At 36.7% G+C, this 19,623-nt stretch carries 16 protein-coding genes; 10 read left to right on the forward strand and 6 right to left on the reverse strand.

The genetic code is table 11. The annotated features are described in order from the left end of the window. Positions 1-122: 122 nt before the first annotated feature. From RVS70_RS11080 to RVS70_RS11090, 3 genes are read right to left on the reverse strand one after another with little or no spacing between them, the layout of a single operon-like run. On the reverse strand, positions 123-1,115 hold the full coding sequence (locus RVS70_RS11080; protein WP_321133296.1) for an aliphatic sulfonate ABC transporter substrate-binding protein: 993 nt from the start codon (positions 1,113-1,115) through the stop codon (positions 123-125). A 15-nt stretch (positions 1,116-1,130) separates the two neighbouring features. Next, positions 1,131-1,892, reverse strand: coding sequence for an ABC transporter permease (locus RVS70_RS11085; protein ID WP_026682680.1), 762 nt, complete (start codon positions 1,890-1,892; stop codon positions 1,131-1,133). Continuing rightward, on the reverse strand, positions 1,870-2,667 hold the full coding sequence (locus RVS70_RS11090) for an ABC transporter ATP-binding protein (RefSeq protein WP_026682681.1): 798 nt from the start codon (positions 2,665-2,667) through the stop codon (positions 1,870-1,872). The genes RVS70_RS11085 and RVS70_RS11090 overlap by 23 nt, the downstream gene beginning before the upstream one ends. A gap of 311 nt (positions 2,668-2,978) precedes the next feature. On the opposite strand from RVS70_RS11090, the gene thpD reads away from it, so the two are divergent. Next, a complete protein-coding gene (thpD, locus tag RVS70_RS11095) occupies positions 2,979-3,875 on the forward strand; it encodes an ectoine hydroxylase (protein ID WP_026682682.1) in 897 nt (298 codons plus the stop codon). Between the two features lie 583 nt (positions 3,876-4,458). On the opposite strand, the gene RVS70_RS11100 is transcribed toward thpD, so the two are convergent. After that, the gene (locus RVS70_RS11100) at positions 4,459-5,553 is read right to left on the reverse strand and encodes a branched-chain amino acid aminotransferase (protein ID WP_026682683.1); all 1,095 of its coding nucleotides are present in this window, start codon (positions 5,551-5,553) and stop codon (positions 4,459-4,461) included. A 146-nt stretch (positions 5,554-5,699) separates the two neighbouring features. On the opposite strand from RVS70_RS11100, the gene RVS70_RS11105 reads away from it, so the two are divergent. Next, positions 5,700-6,485 (forward strand): HAD family hydrolase, encoded by a 786-nt coding sequence (locus tag RVS70_RS11105; RefSeq protein WP_026682684.1) that lies wholly within the window; start codon positions 5,700-5,702, stop codon positions 6,483-6,485. A gap of 66 nt (positions 6,486-6,551) precedes the next feature. Here the strand turns inward: RVS70_RS11105 and serA are convergent, their stop codons facing one another. Then, a complete protein-coding gene (gene serA / locus RVS70_RS11110; RefSeq protein ID WP_121604801.1) occupies positions 6,552-8,135 on the reverse strand; it encodes a phosphoglycerate dehydrogenase in 1,584 nt (527 codons plus the stop codon). A 199-nt stretch (positions 8,136-8,334) separates the two neighbouring features. After that, positions 8,335-9,486, reverse strand: a complete 1,152-nt coding sequence (locus tag RVS70_RS11115; RefSeq protein ID WP_026682686.1) for a pyridoxal-phosphate-dependent aminotransferase family protein — start codon at positions 9,484-9,486, stop codon at positions 8,335-8,337. A 277-nt stretch (positions 9,487-9,763) separates the two neighbouring features. Here RVS70_RS11115 and RVS70_RS11120 point away from each other — a divergent pair, with 277 nt between their 5' ends. The 8 genes from RVS70_RS11120 to RVS70_RS11155 all read left to right on the forward strand — a co-directional run bounded on the left by RVS70_RS11120 (position 9,764) and on the right by RVS70_RS11155 (position 19,062). Next, positions 9,764-11,212 (forward strand): carbon starvation protein A, encoded by a 1,449-nt coding sequence (locus RVS70_RS11120; protein ID WP_034679590.1) that lies wholly within the window; start codon positions 9,764-9,766, stop codon positions 11,210-11,212. A gap of 272 nt (positions 11,213-11,484) precedes the next feature. After that, positions 11,485-12,471 carry a LacI family DNA-binding transcriptional regulator gene (locus RVS70_RS11125; protein ID WP_026682688.1) on the forward strand — a complete coding sequence of 329 codons (987 nt, stop codon included), beginning with the start codon at positions 11,485-11,487 and terminating at the stop codon, positions 12,469-12,471. Between the two features lie 7 nt (positions 12,472-12,478). Further along, positions 12,479-13,375: a ribokinase gene (gene rbsK / locus RVS70_RS11130; protein ID WP_321133302.1), complete on the forward strand. Its 897-nt coding sequence runs from the start codon at positions 12,479-12,481 to the stop codon at positions 13,373-13,375. Between the two features lie 412 nt (positions 13,376-13,787). Next, on the forward strand, positions 13,788-15,305 hold the full coding sequence (locus RVS70_RS11135) for a sugar ABC transporter ATP-binding protein (RefSeq protein ID WP_205388373.1): 1,518 nt from the start codon (positions 13,788-13,790) through the stop codon (positions 15,303-15,305). After that, a complete protein-coding gene (locus tag RVS70_RS11140; RefSeq protein ID WP_121604805.1) occupies positions 15,289-16,224 on the forward strand; it encodes an ABC transporter permease subunit in 936 nt (311 codons plus the stop codon). The genes RVS70_RS11135 and RVS70_RS11140 overlap by 17 nt, the downstream gene beginning before the upstream one ends. A 65-nt stretch (positions 16,225-16,289) precedes the next feature. Then, positions 16,290-17,234 carry a ribose ABC transporter substrate-binding protein RbsB gene (rbsB, locus tag RVS70_RS11145; protein ID WP_321133306.1) on the forward strand — a complete coding sequence of 315 codons (945 nt, stop codon included), beginning with the start codon at positions 16,290-16,292 and terminating at the stop codon, positions 17,232-17,234. 484 nt (positions 17,235-17,718) lie between these two features. Beyond that, complete coding sequence (locus RVS70_RS11150; protein ID WP_026682693.1) at positions 17,719-18,414, forward strand: CBS domain-containing protein; 696 nt, start codon at positions 17,719-17,721, stop codon at positions 18,412-18,414. 33 nt (positions 18,415-18,447) lie between these two features. Further along, positions 18,448-19,062: a 3'-5' exonuclease gene (locus RVS70_RS11155; protein ID WP_121604808.1), complete on the forward strand. Its 615-nt coding sequence runs from the start codon at positions 18,448-18,450 to the stop codon at positions 19,060-19,062. Positions 19,063-19,623: the final 561 nt, after the last annotated feature.

A 19,623-nucleotide genomic window follows, 5' to 3' on the forward strand; every position in this document is an offset into this window, starting at 1 on the left:
AAAGGGAAGTGGGCAGCCGGAGTGGTGGTCAAGCAGTAGCTATTATTCCATAATAGCTACTAGAGGAAGCGTAAATCTGAGCATGTAGTGATAAGGACTGAGCGAATTTTGCTCCGTTTTTCTTATTCTAGGAAGCTTTTGTCAACCAATCCTTCTAAATTAGGCTTATCTTTTAAAAATGCTAATTCATAGGATGAGTTGGAAAATTCTTCAAGAACTTCTGGTTCAATATTGAATGTGAAATCAATTCGTTCCCACGCATTATCAATCACCGTTTTGGATAGATCCTGATCCGTAATTTCTTTTATTTTATTAATCGCTATTGTTTTTGCTTCTTCTGGGTTTTCTTGAATAAATGCTGTTGCCTTTTTATGTCCATCCACAATACGTTGAACAAGTTCTGGGTTATTCTTAATTAAATCCTGAGAGGTTACAAAAACAGCCGCAGGTAACGTATCTCCCCAAGCTACTTCTGGCGTGTCAATTAATACCTTTCCGCTACCTTCGACTTCAATGACTGAAGCCCAGGGTTCAGGTACAGTAGCTACATCAATTTTCCCTGAAGTAAACATACTATGATAGGTCGCCGGTTTACCTGTTACATGTTTCATCTGACCACTTACCCGATCGGATGTTAAATGATATTCTTCTTTCATTTGTGCCTCGAATTGCACATCATGCGTACAGCCAACTCGCGGGGAAATAAATGTCTTACCAGCTAGATCTTCTGGACTTTCTATCTCTGCGTTATTTCTAGCCATTATTACGGTTCCTCCAGTAGATCCAGCTGCGACAATATTAATGTTCGCTCCACTAACAAAATGATTCATAGCTGGACCAGGGCCAACCAATCCACCTTCAATTTCACCTGTTTCCAATGCTGTCATAAATGCTGAACCATCAGGAAAATATTGATAGTTCACTTTTGTTCCACTAGGTAAAGTATCTGCGTATAAATCTTTTTCTTCAGCTACCATTCCTGCAACATGATTAATGTTTGGGAAATAACCAATCGTTATTTCCTCTTGATTACTGTCTGATTGATTATTTGCACATGCTGTTAATAAGCTTGCAAGCAATGAAAATAAGAAAATAAATCCTGTGATTCTTTTCATTTTTTAATCATCCTTTCATCTTAATAATCCCCATCGTTTCATTACAGTATGCTCCAGCTTTGAGAATACGAAATGATCGACAATAGCGCCAATAACTCCAATGATAATGATGATACCTATTACTTGATCCATTCTGGCATAATCTTGAGCGTAGCTTAAGGAGTATCCTAGACCTGGTCCATTACTTAATAATTCTCCAGCCATTAATGCACGCCAGCTAAAAGCCCAGGCAAGTCGTATACCTGTCATAAAGTAAGGGATTCCAGCAGGTACCTCTACTCGGTAAAATAACCTTAGTCCTTGCGTTCCCATTGTTTTAGCTGCTCGAATAAGCTGAGGTGAAACATTTTGAATAGCAGACCTTACATTAATAGCCATAACGAAAGTACCACCTAAAACAACTACAAATATAACCGAAAATTCCGTAAATCCAAATAACATAATGGCAAGCGGTACCCATACAATACTTGGAATACTTTGAAGAGCTATCAAATACATACCAGCTGTTTCATCTGCTTGCTTTGATTTTCCGAGAATAACCCCAATAATTGTTCCAAAGAGAATAGCTAATGACATTCCAAAAAGTAAATGTTTAAAGCTAGCTCCTAGAGCCTTTACTAAATCACCACTTGTAAAGCCTTCGTATAAGGCGGTAGCAACGGTAATTGGGGAAGGGAACACAATTGCTTCAAAAATATTTAGAGAATAAATAAATTGCCATATACCTATAACAACAATAAGAAACATAATACGTTTAGCTGCTATGCTGAATTTCATCTGCTAATTCTTCCTTTAACACTTTATTTATTTCCGTTTTCAACAGATTCATAATTTCTTTTTCTAACGTAATTACTTGCTGATTTTCACGATCACGAGGCCTTGGAAAGTCTATGGTAATATCTGAGATAATTCTCCCGGGACGAGTTCCCATTACAATGATACGATCAGATAGTTTGATAGCCTCATGAATACTGTGCGTAACAAATAAAATGGTTTTCTTTGTTTGTTGCCAAATTTCTAATAATTTGTCTTGAAGGATATGACGTGTTTGTTCATCTAGTGCCCCAAATGGTTCATCCATTAGTAACACTTTGGGATTCATTGCTAAAGCACGGGCAATAGCCACACGTTGCTGCATTCCACCGGACAATTCATAAATATAATGATGCTTAAATTTGCTTAACTGTACCAATTTTAAAAAATGGTCGGCTTCGAGTTCTGCCTGCTGCTTATTCATGCTTTTTTTTAACGGAAAGGTTACATTACCTTTAACATCAAGCCATGGGAAGAGAGAGGGTTGCTGAAAGACCATACCTCGGTCGGGTCCTGGCTTTTTTATTTCTCGTTTTTCTAGTGTAATGCTACCTTCTGTCGTATTTTCAAGCCCCGCAACCATGGATAATAAGGTTGATTTTCCACAACCAGATGGCCCAAGAATGGATACAAACTGATTTTCAGCAATCGTTAAATCAATGTCAGAAAAAACTTCAAATGAAGTATGTTTTTGCTTATCGATAAATGTTTTCCCAACGTTTTGTAGTTTGAGTAGCAAGTTGCAACCTCCTATTCATTAAATTCCTATAAGAAAAGTATGATTTGTTTGGATTGCTATCATTATACGCAACCACGAGTAAATACGTCAATTGTTTTTTAGTTTCCTTTCATTTTAGTTAACGATGGTTGGTTTGATTTTTTAGAGGTTAAATTATATAATTATTCAAAACAATTATTATATTAGGAGTTTAATAGTTGAATGATTGGGGTAGACATCGTTAATGTAGGAAGGTTTCCCTTGGAAATCTAGGGATACTTAATTATATACAATCTTATAATAGTAATTTAATAGTAGGAGGAGTGTTACTCATGGAAGATCTTTATCCTTCAAGGCAAAATAACCGACCGGAAATTTTGAAGCGGAAGGATCCTGTTATTTATACAGATCGATCCAAAGATAATCAGGCTCCTATTACAAAAGAACAGCTTGATTCTTATGAAAAAAATGGGTTTTTGCAGATTAAAAACTTCTTCTCAGATAAGGAAGTAGTGGATATGCAGAAAGCCATTTTTGAATTGCAAAAGTCTCATCACAATGTTTCTTCTGACAAAATTATTCGTGAGCCAGAGAGTGATGAGATTCGTTCTATTTTTCACGTGCATCATGATGATAACTACTTTAAGAATATAGCAAATGACAAGCGACTTCTTGACATAGTTGAATATTTATTGGGAAGTGGCGTATATATACATCAATCTCGAATTAATTATAAACCAGGTTTTAAAGGAAAAGAATTTGATTGGCATTCTGATTTTGAAACATGGCATGTTGAGGATGGTATGCCACGGATGCGAGCAATAAGTGTGTCGATTGCGTTATCAGATAATTATAGCTTTAATGGTCCTTTAATGCTGATACCTGGATCCCACAATTTCTATGTTAGCTGTGTAGGGGATACTCCAGAAGATAATTATAAAAAGTCACTTAAAAAACAAAAACTGGGTGTTCCTGATGAAAACAGTCTACGCTGGTTATGTGATAAAGGTGGAGGTATTACTGCCCCAACTGGAAAAGCAGGTGCTGTAACATTATTTGAAAGCAATACAATGCATGGATCATCTAGTAATATGACGCCATATCCACGTAATAACTTATTTATGGTATATAATAGTATTGAGAATCGATTAGTAGAACCATTTTCTGGAGGAAAAGAACGTCCAGAATATATTGCAGTTCGTCAGAATGAATTGAGTTTAAGCGGTTGAAAAGAGGGTAACTAAGGGAAACTTTCCTTAATTAAGTATTCCTAGATGATTAGAAGCTGGCTACAAGTTATGCCTTGTAGTCAGCTTTATTATCTAGGAAATATTATCGTAGGGAGATTCTAGAAGTCTCCTCGTATCTGGCGCAGGAGCTGGACGCGGCTCAACACGCCATTATTTATTCACATGGTCTTATTTTGAACTATGACTATAGGTTTCTACAAGATTTCTCTTAAATGAATCGTCACAGTAAACCATTCAATGGTTGATACCAAATGTAATGATGAGAATTCTATCACAACAGTGGGAAATAGAGGCTATGGATTATGGTGAGATCTATCAACAAGTTCTTTCAAAAAATGAATATTCGTTCACAGAATATATGGTGAAACTCTCCGTAGTTACTTGATGGTATGTAAGCTTAGGGAGAGGATAGAAGGAAATCAAAAAAGATGATTAATTCTATTTCTCATCGGAAAATGGTGGGAAAGATAATCTTTAATTCAAAAATAATTTGGCATAAAAAAGAGAGAACTAGTATTCATCTAGTGCTCCCTTGTATAGCTATAATAAAAAATAAGTTCGCTTATTGTTTAACTGTATTTTTTTTCGTTACTTTTTCAATCCAATCAAAAGGATCTTTTTCTCTACCGTACTGAATTCCAGTTAGTGTATCATAAAGAGCTTTTGAAATTTTTCCTGTCTTACCTTCATTGATATAAAGATCTTTATTCTCCCAACTAAGTTGGCCAATTGGTGAAATAACTGCTGCTGTTCCTGTACCAAAAGCTTCCTCCAACGTTTCATCTAAATAAGCTTGATATAAATCATCGATTGCGAGTTTTTCTTCAATCACCGGTATATTCCAATATTGAAGCATTTGGATAACAGAATTTCGCGTTACTCCTTCTAAAATACTACCATTAAGTGCTGGTGTGTAAACTTTTCCATTAATCTTAAAGAATACATTCATGCTACCAACTTCTTCAATATATTTCTTTTCTAATCCATCTAACCATAGTACCTGAGTAAATCCTTTTTGTGCACATAATTCTTGTGCTTTTAAACTGGCAGCATAATTTCCACCGGTTTTTGCTTCACCCGTACCACCTTTTACTGTCCGAACGTATTGATTTTCTACAGCGATTTTAACGGGATTTATCCCTTCTTTGTAATAGGCCCCTACCGGTGATAGGATAACGATTAATTTGTATTGATGTGATGGAGCCACGCCGATAAATGGTTCCGTAGATATAATGAATGGACGGATATAAAGAGATGTTCCCTCAGCGGTTGGAATCCACTCTTTATCTAAATATACTAGCTGCTTAATCGCCTGCAGAATAAATGCTTCGTCAATCGGAGGAATACATAGCCGATCATTTGACCGATTTAGACGCTGCAGGTTTTTTTCAGGTCGAAACAGATGAATATCGCCTTCTGGCGTATAGTAGGCTTTTAATCCTTCGAAAACGGATTGACCATAATGAAATGTCATTGCGGAAGGATCAATCGTCAAAGGCTCGTAAGGTACAATCCGTGGATCGTGCCAGCCTAATGGTACAGAATAATCCATAATAAACATATGGTCTGTAAATACTCTTCCAAATTCTAGTTGATCGGTTTTCGGTTTTTCTTTTTTCACTGCACTATGGTTTACCTTAACTGTCCATTCTTCCATGTCACTATCCCCTTGCTGTAAAAATTTTAATAACTATATTAGTCTATAATTCTAATAAAAGCAACCCTTAATTTTCAGTTTTTTTTATTTAATTAAAATGTTGTATACTTTTTATAAGGTATGCAAGATGAAAGGGAGATGTATAGATGCGCAAAGCAATTATTTTTGATTTAGACGATACGTTATTATGGGATAAAAAAAGTATAGAAGAATCGTTTAAAGATACTTGTAAACTAGCGAGTAAGGCTAATACCAAAATTGATCCTATCATCCTGGAAGAAAGAGTAAAGGAAAAAGCTCGTAGGTTATATGCTTCCTATCCTACCTATTCTTTTACTAGAATGATTGGTATTAATCCATTCGAGGGATTATGGGGGGATTTTTTTGATAAGGGAGAAGTCTTTGAGCAGCTTCACAAGCTGGCTCCAGATTATCGTAAATCGACTTGGACAGAAGCATTAAGAGAAGTTAGTGTCGATGATCCATACCTTGGTGCTGAGCTAGCTGAAGCTTTTCCAAGGATTAGAAAGGAGAAGGCGTACGTCTATAAGGATACCTTTGATGTGCTTGATCAGTTAGCTAGTGAATTTACATTACTATTATTAACAAACGGTTCTCCAGATTTACAGGAAACAAAGCTAGACTTAACCCCTAGGCTAAGGTCATATTTTGATGCGATTATAATATCTGGAGCATTTGGTAAGGGAAAGCCGGATGCTTCTATATTTCAACATGCATTAGATATACTTGAAGTGGAAAAAGATAAGGTAATCATGGTTGGTGATAATTTAAATACAGATATATTGGGAGCTTCTCGAATTGGCATTGATTCGATCTGGATTAATCGAGAAGATATAGAGAATAATGGATTACCAACTTTCGAAGTAAAGGATTTATCGTCCGTATTAGCTCTAATTCGTAAAGGTGTATAAGAAGGGTAAGCTAGGCTGTCGCGAACGACAGCCTAAGCTTGAGATGTAACAAGCCTCCAAATGATTCTATAAATCTATCGCTGTAGCATCGTGAATTTCATCTACTTCTTCGATGGCTGATAACTCATGTTTTTCAATGTGTCGATCTACAGTCATCACCATAATGGCATCTCCACCAATATCTGCACGGTCTACTTGCATTGTTGCAATATTGATTTGATGTGTAGCAAGTAAGCTTCCCATTTTTCCGATTACCCCAGGTTGATCTTTATGGTGGATAACTAATAAATGACCTTTTGGTGTCACATCTACACTGTAATGGTCAACTTTAACAATTCGGGGACCTAAACCATTTAATAATGTGCCGGAAACACTACGTTTTTCTGATTTTGTTTTGATTTCAACATTTAACAGGTTTGTAAAACCTTTGGTTGATGAGGTCTTATTTTCATGAATAGTTATACCTCGTTTTTCGGCAAGATATAGTGCATTAACATCATTCACATGCTCGCCAAGGTGTCTTGTTAATAATCCTTTTACTGCGTTACGCGTAATGGGAGCTATTTTGGTTTTTGATAGGTCACCGGAGTAGTAAAGGTTAATTTCTTCAACAGCTTCATTTGTTAGGTGAATAAGAAATGTTCCGATTTTCTCAGCAAGATGGAAATAAGGTTCAATCTCACTTAATATTTCTTTTGATAAAGAAGGAAGATTTACTGGATGACGTACGACATCACCAGCCAGAAAACGAATAACGTCTTCACTGACATCGATGGCTACACTTTCTTGTGCCTCAAATGTACTTGCTCCAAGATGGGGGGTTGCTATGACTTCTGGTAATTCCAATAATTTATTATTGTAAAATGGCTCCTCTTCAAATACATCTAATGCTGCTCCAGCCACTTGATTGGATTGAATGGCCTGATAGAGAGCATCCTCATCAATTATTCCACCTCTAGCACAATTAATAATTTGTACACCAGGTTTGACAAGCTTAAAAGCTTCTGCGTTCAATAAGTGACGCGTTTCTTTTAAAAGCGGTGTGTGTATTGTTATAAAATCAGCATCTTTTAATACATCTTCAACTGTGCCATATCGTATATCCATTTTTTCTGCCTTGTCCTCTGTTAAAAATGGATCATATGCAATAATAGTCATGCGTTGACCTTTCGCTCTGTAAGCTACCTCAGCACCTATACGACCAAGTCCTATGATTCCCAGTGTTTTATTCTTTAATTCCGTACCAACATACTTTTTTCGATCCCAATGTTTGTTTTTAAGTGATAAATATGCTTGGGGAATCTTTCTTGAAAGGGCCATTATCATGGCCATCGTATGTTCGGCTGCTGAATTCGTATTACCATTTGGTGCATTGACAACAATAATTCCATATTCAGTAGCCGCATCCAGATCGATGTTATCTACACCCACTCCAGCACGTCCGATAATCTTGAGTTTGTGCGCTTTCATGATTAAGTTTCGCGTAACCTGTGTCTGGCTTCTGACTAATAGGGCATCGTATTCCGCTATCCGATCTTCTAATTGCTCTTGTGACCAGTCAATTGCCATCTCAATGCTGATATGATTTGCTTGATTTAAAGGATATATACCTTCTTTACTTAATGGATCTGAAATTAAAACTTTAAACATTTTATTACCTCCTAAGGGTATCGGACAAAGTTAGATTTTTATCCTAATTAATTCACTAGTAACTAAAATTAACTGACTTCAGTGGATTTTACAGAGATCTCACTCGTGAATTAATTGAATATAGTATGTCAACGGGGAATGACTTTGCAATGACGAATGGTGAACAAACCGAAACTTTACTGAAAGAAATAACTTTATTCTATTTGTTGTTTAAATATACATTTTGCGCAGCACGAACACCTTTTCCTAGCTCAATATTTTTGTTAATCTTTCGCAAACCAATCTCCATTAAACTAATAATTTGTAGGACATCAGCGGGATTGCAATACCCCATATGACCGATACGGAAAATGGCTCCTTTTAAATGCTGTTGTCCCCCAGCGATGGTTAATCCAAATTCTGAACGAAGTACCTTTCTTAGTGCTTCAGCTGAAAAATCGGCAGGTCGAACAGCAGTAACTGTAGGTGACCCATCAGTATCCTTTGTCAGTAAAGGAATATTCAATGCATGAAAAGCATTTCGAGTCATTTCTCCCATGAGCTGATGGCGTTTATAAATAGTGGATAGTCCTTCATCTTCCATTAATGCAATAGCCTGTTTAAGCCCTAATAATAATGAAACAGCAGGTGTAAAAGGACTTGAATTTTCTTCTAACTTATTACGGTATTTTCGCATGTCTAGATAAAAACGAGGTTGCTGGTTATGTTCAATTGCCTCCCAAGCACGTTTACTGGCAGCAACAAAAGCTAGACCAGCCGGAAGCATCATTGCCTTCTGTGACCCAGTCACAACAATGTCCAATCCCCATTCATCCATTTGCGTTTCGGTAGCACCGATACAAGAAACACCATCCACAATAAATAGCGCGTTTGAGTACTGATGGACTACGCTTGCTAAGTCCTTTATGGGGTTTAGCACACCAGTAGATGTTTCACAAAATGTAGCGAATACAGCTTTTACATCTTGATGTTTTTGTAATAAATGTTGTAATTGATCTGGGCTAGCAGCTTCTCCCCATGTGACGTCATAACGATGAACTAAAATGTGATATTCCTCACATATTTTCGTAAACCTATCACCAAATGCACCAGATACAATTACAATTACTTCTTCACCTGGTTCCACAGCGTTTACGACAGCAGTTTCTAGAGCGGCTGTGCCACTTGATGTGAATAGCAATACCTCTTCTTTTGTACCAAAGATTGGCTTCAACTTACCCTTTAAAGCTTCAAGCAACGCCTGCATTTCTTGCCCTCTATGTCCAATCATTGGCTGAGACATAGCTCGTTGAACACTTGGGGGAATAGGGGTGGGCCCAGGTATTCTAAGTATTTGCTGTTCCATTTGCATAATTTACTCCTTTCTAGACAAATTCCGTCTATTTCATTTGTTCTGAAATAATATTTTTCAGCATAGCAGAACTTTATATATTGTCAATCAATTTCCTGTATTTAAAATATTAAATTTGTAAAATGATTCTTTTGGCATGTTCAAACCAATAGCTTCTAAAGATGAAAGATAAAAAAGGTTGCTTTATTTAATTTTCCAATATAGAATATTCTTTAAAATTCTAAAAAAGGATAAAGGAAATCTATCGAATAGATTTTTGGACAAGGAGGGGACAGCGGTGGTTACTTTTGTAGCATCCATCTTGTTATTACTTATTGGTTATTTCGTATACGGAAGGGTGGTTGAACAAATTTTTGGCATTAACGATCAGCGGCCTACTCCTGCATATGCGAATCAGGATGGTTTTGATTACATGCCAATGAGCTGGTGGAAAGCAATTTTAATACAGTTGTTGAATATCGCTGGAACCGGACCGATTTTTGGTGCAGTAATGGGAGCGTTATATGGTCCAGTTGCATTTATTTGGATTGTAATAGGTTGTATATTTGCTGGTGCTGTTCATGACTATATGTCAGGTATGCTATCGCTACGTCAAGGAGGAGCGCAATTTCCATCACTTGTTGGGAAATATTTAGGAAAATATGCTAGAGCATTTATTACGCTTTTATCTATATTATTAATGATATTAGTGGCAGCAGCATTTACTGCTGCGCCCGCACAATTATTGTCACAAATAAGTCCACTTAATTTCTTGACATCTATATTAATTGTGTTTGCGTATTTTCTATTAGCTACCGTTCTACCAATCAATAAAATTATTGGTAAGATATATCCGTTATTTGGTGCCATCCTTATTTTTATGGCTATTTCTATAGGTGTTGGGATATTCTTTTTTGACTATACCGTTCCTAATTTAACGTTGACTAATCTTCATCCTAATGAGCTACCTATCTGGCCGTTATTAATGGTGACAATTTCTTGTGGTGCAATATCAGGATTTCATAGTACACAAAGTCCGATTTTAGCTAGAACCCTTAAAAAAGAAAGCGAAGGAAGAAAAGTTTTTTATGGAGCTATGATAGGAGAGGGGATCATTGCTCTTGTTTGGGCGGCAGCAGGGATGGCGTTTTATAACGGAACAAATGGACTGCAAACTGCTCTTGGGTCAGGTGGCCCGGCAGGTGTTGTCAATGAGATTAGTATTGCTACATTGGGAACATTTGGTGGTATATTAGCAGTGTTGGGTGTAATGATACTGCCAATTACTACAGGAGATACAGCATTACGGTCATCAAGAATGATGTTAGCTGATTTACTAAGGCAGTTATCGAATAAGCAAGTGTTAGGAAAGAGATCGCTTATATTATTGGTTATTCCTGTAGCTATACCTGCATTTTTATTATCCTTAATAGATTACAGTTTTTTATGGCGATATGTGGGTTGGTCAAATCAAGTTGTAGCTACATTTATGCTTTGGACTGGTGCCATGTATTTACTTAAGCATCAGAAGTTTCACTGGATATGTAGCATACCAGCATTATTTATGACTGGAGTAGTAAGTACGTATATATTTTATGCACCTGAGGGATTTCATTTAGAATACAGACTTTCAATGGTTATTGGAACAGTGATTTGGGCTGTTGTATTCATTTGGTTTATTTACCAGCTAGTTAAAAGTAAAACGGCAAATAAAGAAAAAAGGCTTACTAATACTTACGTTGGTTAGATGGGATGAAACTGAAACGAGAATCTATGTATTTACCAACGATAAAGAATTATCAAAACAACAAATAGAATAGAACGAATAAAAAGCCGAATGGATTCAAATTTCTTAGTTCGGCTTTTTGCTTTAATGAAAATTGCCAATTAATTTCTCGCTTTAGGAAATATTTTGAAAAAAACATTGACAGCATTTGTAAAACGAACTATGATGATCTCTGTAACGGGTTACATATTAAGAATAAACAAAGAAATTACTTACATGAAAGGGTTTAAATAATGGCAACGATAAAAGATGTAGCAAAGCTTGCAAACGTCTCCACGGCAACAGTTTCAAGGGTGCTAAATAATAATGGGTATGTAAATAAGGATACAAAAGAACGTGTGACAAGAGCAATTAGGCAATTGGACTATCGACCTAATGATATTGCTAGAAGTTTGTTCAAAGGGAAGTCCAAAATGATTGCGTTATTTGTACCAGACATTATGAATCCGTTTTTTCCAGAGCTAGCTCGTGCAGTAGAAGATATAACAAATAAACATAATTATACATTTGTACTATGTAATACTGATGATGATCTTGAAAAAGAGATAACGTATCTAAATGCATTACAACAGAAGTCAGTTGATGGTTTTATTATTGTTTCAAGTAATTTAAAGGAAGATTATCTTCATAATATGAATGCCCCTGTTGTTGCACTTGATCGGATTGTTAGTAAGCAGTTATCTTCTGTTACGGTTAATAATCGCGAAAGTGCTAGGGAGGCAACGAATTATCTGAAAGCAATTGGCTGTAAACGAATTGCGCATATATGCGGACCGGACTATGCGATGAATACATTGGAACGACTTGGTGGCTATTTAGATATAGTTAAAAAAGAGAAATGGTTTCTATCAAGCTATGTTGTTTCTGGTGAATATAACTATGAAAAAACAATTGCAGTAACGAAAGAATTACTTACTAATCATCCAGAAATTGATGGTATATTTGCAGCAAATGATAAGATGGGAGTAGGAGTAATAAAAGCAGCAGAAGCATTAGGTGTGAAAATACCAGAGGAATTGGCGGTAGTTGGATTCGATGGAATAGCTATGGGGGAGACAACTACCCCTTCGTTAACAACGATGGAGCAGCCGATTTATGATATTGGGGCACAGGCTGCAAAGCTTTTATTGGAGCATATTCATGACTCAAATCGTAGCATTGAGCAAGTCAACCTAAAGACAAAGTTAATAGAGCGTGATTCAACTAGAAAACGGAGGTAAACTGCAAATGACTAATAAACCAATTGTAACCATTATAGGTAGTATTAATATGGATTTAACGATAACTACACAGACGATGCCTATGCAGGGAGAAACGGTGCTTGGAAAGCATTTTTCAACATTTCCAGGTGGTAAAGGTGCGAATCAAGCCGTTGCGGCAGCAAGACTTGGTGCTAATGTTAACATGATTGGAATGGTAGGTGCGGATGCCTTTGGAGATAAACTTTCTAAGCATTTACGGAAAGAGGGTATCAATGATTCGGGCATATCAATTGATAACGAAGCGTCAACTGGGATCGCTAATATTATTTTATCGGAAAATGATAATCGAATTATTGTTGTACCTGGTGCGAATTATAGGCTATCACCGAATATTATAGATCAACATCGTCATTTGATAAAGGAGAGTGATGTTGTTCTTGTACAATTGGAAATTCCAATGGAAACAGTTAACTATACCGTGCAAGTAGCGAAAGAATTTCAGGTTCCAGTTATTTTAAATCCTGCTCCGTATCAAGATTTACCTGATGAGCTGCTAGAATTAGCAACCTATTTGACCCCAAATGAAATAGAAGCAGAAGCATTGAATAGTAATCCATTATTTATGAAGATTCAAGAAAAAATAATCATGACACAAGGAGAGAAAGGTGTCCATTATTTTCTAAATGGGAAGGAGTACCATATTCCAAGTTATCAAGTTGGTGTCAAAGACACAACAGGTGCAGGTGACACATTTAATGGTGCACTTGCTACCCAACTCGGCCAAGGACATTCTCTTCCTGAAGCAATTAGATTTTCAACTGCAGCTGCAGCATTATCTGTTAGTGAAATTGGTGCACAAGGTGGGATGCCGACGAAGCAAATGGTTGAACAGTTTTTGCAAGAAAGAGGTAGCGTTCAATAAATTTAACGAATCTTTAGTGGAGGTTTTATGGTCTATCGACGGTACGAATTTCATTCGTACAATTGTATCTTTGAAAGTACACAGAGGCGATTTTAGTGTATCTTATCGGGAATTTTCGGATAATTAATCCTCCACTAATCCTTGATGACTCCTGTTAAAGTCTTGAAGTCGGTGTCATCTTACACATAGATGTGAGATGAAAATTGTAAGGATTAACCATTTAACTAGGAGCAGAGTTATTTAATATCAATTGCTGGTACAGCTGTACATAGAGGCTTACCCTCAAATGAGATAGTCTTCGTTTCTAACAGTAGATTACTAGACATAGGCTGGTAGTTGTATTTTCTACAAGTACGCATACGATTGTAGCACCACATAAGTAGGTATCTTTTTATACCATGGGGGGATGAGAATGAAGGCATCACCAATCATAGAAATGGCTAATATTGATAAGTATTTCGCAGGCAATCCTGTTTTAAAAGCAGTTGATTTTCAAGTGTTACCTGGTGAAATTCATGCACTTATGGGAGAGAATGGGGCAGGCAAGTCTACGCTAGTAAAAATATTAACTGGTATTTATAGACGAGATCAAGGTGTAATAAAATGGAAGAATAAAGAAGTTGTTTTTAAGAATCCGAAACAAGCTGAACAGAACGGAATTATTGTAATTCATCAGGAATTAAATATTATTCCGCATTTAACTGTTTCACAAAATTTGTTTTTAGGAAAAGATATTACATATGGTAAGACAGGTATACTTAATAAAAAAGAAATGCACCAACGTACGAAGCGACGTTTATATGAGTTAGGGGTAACGAACATTCACCCAAATGATATAGCGGGCAATTTATCGATAGGCAAGCAGCAACTGGTGGAGATTGCTCGGGCTTTGGCGGCGAATGCAGAGATGATCATTATGGATGAACCAACCGCAGCCTTAACGGAACGTGAGATAGAACGGTTATTTCATGTAATCCAGAAACTCAAAAATCAAGGTGTTAGTATAATTTATATTTCTCATCGAATGGAAGAAATTTTCGATATATGTGATCGCATTACGGTACTAAGAGATGGTCAAACCATTGGAACAAAATTAATCGCGGATACATCTTTTACTGACATAGTAAGAATGATGGTGGGAAGGGAATTGGGAGATCGTTTTCCTGAAAGAGTAAACGTTCCTGGTAAAGTGATCTTTGAAGTAGAAAATATATCAAAAGAAGACCTGTTTGAAAATATTTCTTTTTCTGTAAGAAAGGGGGAAATTCTTGGAATAGCAGGTTTGATGGGGGCAGGCCGTTCAGAAGTAATGGAAGCTATTTTTGGTTTTAGTAACAAGGACCATGGTGCAATTAGAATAAATGGAAAATTAGTAACAATTAAACATCCAAGAGATGCAATCGAAGCAGGAATTGGTTTTATAACCGAAGACAGAAAATCTAAAGGACTAATCATGCATGCACCGATTAGAGAAAATATTGCATCAGCAAATTTGAAAGCGATATCAACATATGGTGTTATCGTAAATTCAAAGGAAACATTATTAATTGAAGCATTAATAAATAGATTACAAATTCGAGCTATAAGTAGTGAGCAGGAGGCGAAGTCGTTAAGTGGTGGAAATCAGCAAAAAGTTGTTCTAGCAAAATGGTTAGGAATTAACCCAAAGATTTTAATATTAGATGAACCTACTAGGGGGGTGGATATTGGGGCAAAGAAGGAGATTTATAAAATTATCAATGAGCTTACTAAAAGTGGTGTTGCTATCATAATGATTTCATCTGAGCTTCCCGAAATATTAGGTATGAGTGATCGAATTATGGTAATGCATGAAGGGAAAATAGCGACGTTTTTAGATAGGCAGGAAGCGAATCAAGAGAGAATTATGGCAGCTGCGACTGGAGGTGTAAGGCATGACTCAACTTACTAGATTTAGCTTAGCAAAAATCGGCCCTCTATTAGGATTGGTTGTAATCACATTTATCTTAGGTATACTGAGTGATAATTTTTTTACGCTAGATAATATTTTAAACCTTCTTAGACAAGTATCCGTAAATGCACTTATTGCATTTGGCATGACCTTTGTCATCCTAACAGCAGGTATTGATTTGTCTGTAGGTTCTATTTTAGCTTTGGGAAGTGCTTTAACGGCAGGGCTACTGACAAGTGGTATGGATCCGTTATTGGCAGTATGCATGGGCTTAGTTATTGGGCTCATTTTAGGTGCGGTAAATGGCATTATTATTACAAAAGGAAAGGTTGCGCCATTTATTGCCACACTTGCAACAATGACAATATACAGAGGAGCTACGCTTGTATTTACAGATGGTAAGCCGATTACTGGATTATCAGATAGCTTTCTATTTGAAATGATTGGAAAAGGTTATGTGTTTGGAATTCCCTTTCCAGCGATCGTTATGGTCATTATGTTCTTTCTTCTTTATTTTATCCTTCAACAGACCGTGTTTGGTAGACAAGTTTATGCAGTTGGGGGAAATGAAGAAGCTTCTACCTTATCTGGAATAAAAGCAGATCGAGTGAAAATCTGGGTTTATTCGTTGACGGGTATGCTATCTGTCTTAGCTGGAATTATAATTACAAGTCGTTTAAATTCCGCACAGCCAACTGCTGGAAGCATGTATGAGTTAGATGCGATTGCAGCAGTTGTCATTGGAGGTACCAGCTTAGCTGGAGGGAGGGGGAGAATCACTGGAACGTTAATAGGTGCTTTAATAATTGGAGTCATCGATAATGGTTTAAACCTATTACATGTTTCTTCATTTTATCAGCAGATTGTAAAAGGCGTTGTTATTTTATTAGCAGTCTTACTAGATAGGAAGTCACCCTAAATTGGAAAATAGTATTAAATACAACCATTTATAAAAAATTCTAAGAAAAGGTAGGGGAAAAAACTATGATTACTTATTTTAAAAGAATAGGAGTTATTACACTAATACTACTTTTATTAGCAGCTTGTTCAACAGAAGCACCTGGTTCAGCGAATGAAACAGAGGAGAATACGGATAAACAGGGTGAGGAAGGTGTAAAAGTTGGGTTCTCTGTCTCTACATTAAACAATCCATTTTTTGTAACTTTACGTGACGGTGCGAAAGCAGGGGCAAAGGAAGCAGGTTATAAATTGGTCACGGTTGATGCTCAAAATGATCCATCCACTCAACTGAGTGATATTGAGGATTTATTACAGCAGGATATTGATGTATTGTTAGTGAATCCAGTTGATTCGAGTGCTATAGTTTCAGCTATTGAATTAGCAAACGATAAAGAAGTTCCAGTTATTACGGTTGATCGAAGCGCTGAAGGTGGAGAGGTTAAAACACATATTGCTTCTGATAATGTGAAAGGGGGAGAAATGGCAGGAGAGTTTATTGCAGAGCAATTAGGAGAAGCGGGAAATGTTGTTGAATTGGAAGGAATCGCAGGTGCTTCAGCAACTCGTGAACGTGGAGAAGGTTTTCATAATAGGATTGATCAATTAGATAAAGTTGAAATAGCTGCTAGTCAGTCTGCTGATTTTGATCGGACAAAAGGGTTAGCTGTTATGGAGAATATCATTCAAAGTGTAGGCGATTTTGAAGCTGTATTTGCCCATAATGATGAAATGGCATTAGGGGCAGTAGAGGCATTAGCAGCACAGAACTTATTAAAAGATGTTATTGTTGTTGGCTTTGATGCGACGAATGATGCGGTAGCAGCTGTAGAAGAAGGAACAATGGCTGCAACGATCGCCCAACAGCCAGAACTAATTGGTGAGCATGCAATTGAGGCCGTGGAAAAAATAATAAATGGAGAAGAAGTGGAGGCTTTTATCCCTGTCGAGCTACAATTAATAACCAAATAAAAATGTAATTTATCCTATCTACAAGAATTTCATTACAGGGAACTGTACCCCAGCTTGTTAAAGGGGCAGTTCCTATTATAATGGTTTAAAAACCCATGGCTATGCCGGTGGGTACTAGTGAGCCTATAGCCATGGAATGGTAAGTATCATACTTCGGTAGTTGTCAAAATTTACGAAAGCTACGCTCACCTTTTCTATTTTTTATACAGCCATTTTTAAGAATTGTCTTTTTGGAACCCGTAGCTCCTATGGGGTTTTTATAGCAAGTATGCTGTGTGAATATTATAATCATATCCCTTTCCATGATCCGAAGTATCTTACTTACTATGATCGTTATTTTGAATGAGATGCTTGGCTATCCTTAAACTTTCTCTATAAGCAAATATGGTTTAGAATAATGAAAAGAGGAAAATAATGACGATGCAAGATGATTTAGCTAAGCATATTTGTACAGGAGAGATAAAGTGAGGTAGGAGTAATAGTCATGTATAAAAACTCAGAACGATTTTTGACAGCATTTAACCGAATTGAGAAGTTGCTACGAGCTTTATTAATACATAAAAAAGACGTCGGCTTTTCAAAAGCTGTAAAAATATTAAGAAATTCGAATGCTTTAGTACGGACGTACAGTGATGATTTATTAGAGTTTGCTGAATTAAGAAATGCAATTGTTCATAATAAAATCGACATGACGCATGCAATAGCCGAGCCACACGATACAATTGTTGAACGAATTGAAGAAATAGAGAAAGAACTAAGTGAACCAAAACGTGTAATTCCTCTATTTTCTAGAAGTGTTTATTGTTATCAATTAACGGACCCATTAAATAAGCTGTTAACCATTATTCATGAGAAACAATTGTCAAAATTCCCGGTATATCAGGGAGAGGAATTTAAAGGTCTGCTCACTCAAAAGGGCATTACTAACTGGCTAGCCGGAAGGAAAAATCAGGACAAGCTTAATGGAAGTTGTGCGCTGGAAGAAGTCCTTCCATTTGAAAATCAAGATAACACTCGATTTATTCATCAGGGAACGACAATTTACGAAGCAATTGAAATCTTTAAAGAGCATACAAGTAAAGGAGAGCGACTGGAGGCATTGCTAATTACGAAAAATGGCAAGCCATCGAGCCACCTACTAGGTATTATTACAACATGGGATATATTAGAAATTTCCTAATGTAAGAATTTAATTAGAAAGCGTGATGCAGAAATGGACTTCGTATCTATTGATTTCGAGACAGCGAACGAAAAGCGATCTAGTCCTTGTGCGGTTGGGATTGTCGTTTCGGATGGAGAAAATATTACGGACGAATATTATAGCCTTATTAATCCCATGATGAATTTTCGTTCTATGAATATACAAGTACATGGGATTAGGGAAGATGATGTAATCGATGCTCCGACATTTCCTGAAATATGGTCAACGATTCATCAATATTTATCAAAAAGTGTCGTGATTGCACATAATGCTAGTTTTGATATGAGCGTGATCAGGCATACGCTAGACCATTTTCAACTTACTTACCCTGAAATAAATTATCTTTGTACGGTAGCTATTTCTAAAAGTATGTGGCCCGGTTTATACAATTATAAACTAAATACATTAGCAGAATATCATAAAATAATGTTTAACCACCATAATGCATTAGAAGATGCGAGGGTTGCAGCACGCGTGTTTTTAGAGGCGATAAAGGTAAGTAAGACAAACTCAATGGAGCAGTTTTTAGAACGATGTCACCTACAAACAGGAAAAATCTATGAACGTGGCTATCATGCACCTAAAATGAAAAGATCTCGACAACGTAAGCAGATCTTCATAAAATAAAGACTTTGTTCTTATGAGGCTGAGACAAAAGAATGAAGAAACAAACGAACGATGATTAGTTGAAATTAATTATCGCTCGTTTTTTGATTAGAATCATTCATTTAGCACCTGAAATAAGCGAGACTCCGGCGGGAACAGCACGCGTCCGGAAATCCACTTGGTAACGTGACTTTCTTTACCAAGTTAACTGAGGCCTTGCCCGCGGAAAGCGCTTATAGTTTCACGGTACGACTATGCTACTCCTATTGATAACATGACTATTCGTATTTTGAGTAAAGAAGTTGTATTTTGTCCAGCCTCTTTTTTATTGTCTCGGAAATTAAAGGAAATTATAAAATTAGCCTATGTGGATAAATAAGGACGTGATGAGCCGTGTCCAGCCCCAGCTCCCAGAAACGAGGCTACTTCATGAATCGCCCTAATCTCATCATCGGCTCTTAAGCTCACCGTGATTCCTTAATCTCCGTTGACTCACTCCAATCGCTACGTTTCTAATCGGCCGCTGGCGCTTTTGTTATCCCACGTATAACTGGAAGTAGTGTTTTTCATAACGAACTACTA

The sequence above is a fragment of the Virgibacillus sp. M23 genome, from assembly GCF_034190895.1.
In the GTDB taxonomy this organism is placed as follows: Bacteria; Bacillota; Bacilli; order Bacillales; family Amphibacillaceae; genus Virgibacillus; species Virgibacillus salarius.

What these genes read in the sequence shown, in the direction of transcription:
- RVS70_RS11080 (WP_321133296.1), bottom strand. Translation starts at nt 1,115, where the DNA reads ATGAAAAGAATCACAGGATTTATTTTCTTATTTTCATTGCTTGCAAGC.
- RVS70_RS11085 (WP_026682680.1), bottom strand. Translation starts at nt 1,892, where the DNA reads ATGAAATTCAGCATAGCAGCTAAACGTATTATGTTTCTTATTGTTGTT.
- thpD (WP_026682682.1), top strand. Translation starts at nt 2,979, where the DNA reads ATGGAAGATCTTTATCCTTCAAGGCAAAATAACCGACCGGAAATTTTG.
- RVS70_RS11100 (WP_026682683.1), bottom strand. Translation starts at nt 5,553, where the DNA reads ATGGAAGAATGGACAGTTAAGGTAAACCATAGTGCAGTGAAAAAAGAA.
- RVS70_RS11105 (WP_026682684.1), top strand. Translation starts at nt 5,700, where the DNA reads ATGCGCAAAGCAATTATTTTTGATTTAGACGATACGTTATTATGGGAT.
- serA (WP_121604801.1), bottom strand. Translation starts at nt 8,135, where the DNA reads ATGTTTAAAGTTTTAATTTCAGATCCATTAAGTAAAGAAGGTATATAT.
- RVS70_RS11115 (WP_026682686.1), bottom strand. Translation starts at nt 9,486, where the DNA reads ATGCAAATGGAACAGCAAATACTTAGAATACCTGGGCCCACCCCTATT.
- RVS70_RS11125 (WP_026682688.1), top strand. Translation starts at nt 11,485, where the DNA reads ATGGCAACGATAAAAGATGTAGCAAAGCTTGCAAACGTCTCCACGGCA.
- rbsK (WP_321133302.1), top strand. Translation starts at nt 12,479, where the DNA reads ATGACTAATAAACCAATTGTAACCATTATAGGTAGTATTAATATGGAT.
- RVS70_RS11135 (WP_205388373.1), top strand. Translation starts at nt 13,788, where the DNA reads ATGAAGGCATCACCAATCATAGAAATGGCTAATATTGATAAGTATTTC.
- RVS70_RS11140 (WP_121604805.1), top strand. Translation starts at nt 15,289, where the DNA reads ATGACTCAACTTACTAGATTTAGCTTAGCAAAAATCGGCCCTCTATTA.
- rbsB (WP_321133306.1), top strand. Translation starts at nt 16,290, where the DNA reads ATGATTACTTATTTTAAAAGAATAGGAGTTATTACACTAATACTACTT.
- RVS70_RS11150 (WP_026682693.1), top strand. Translation starts at nt 17,719, where the DNA reads ATGTATAAAAACTCAGAACGATTTTTGACAGCATTTAACCGAATTGAG.
- RVS70_RS11155 (WP_121604808.1), top strand. Translation starts at nt 18,448, where the DNA reads ATGGACTTCGTATCTATTGATTTCGAGACAGCGAACGAAAAGCGATCT.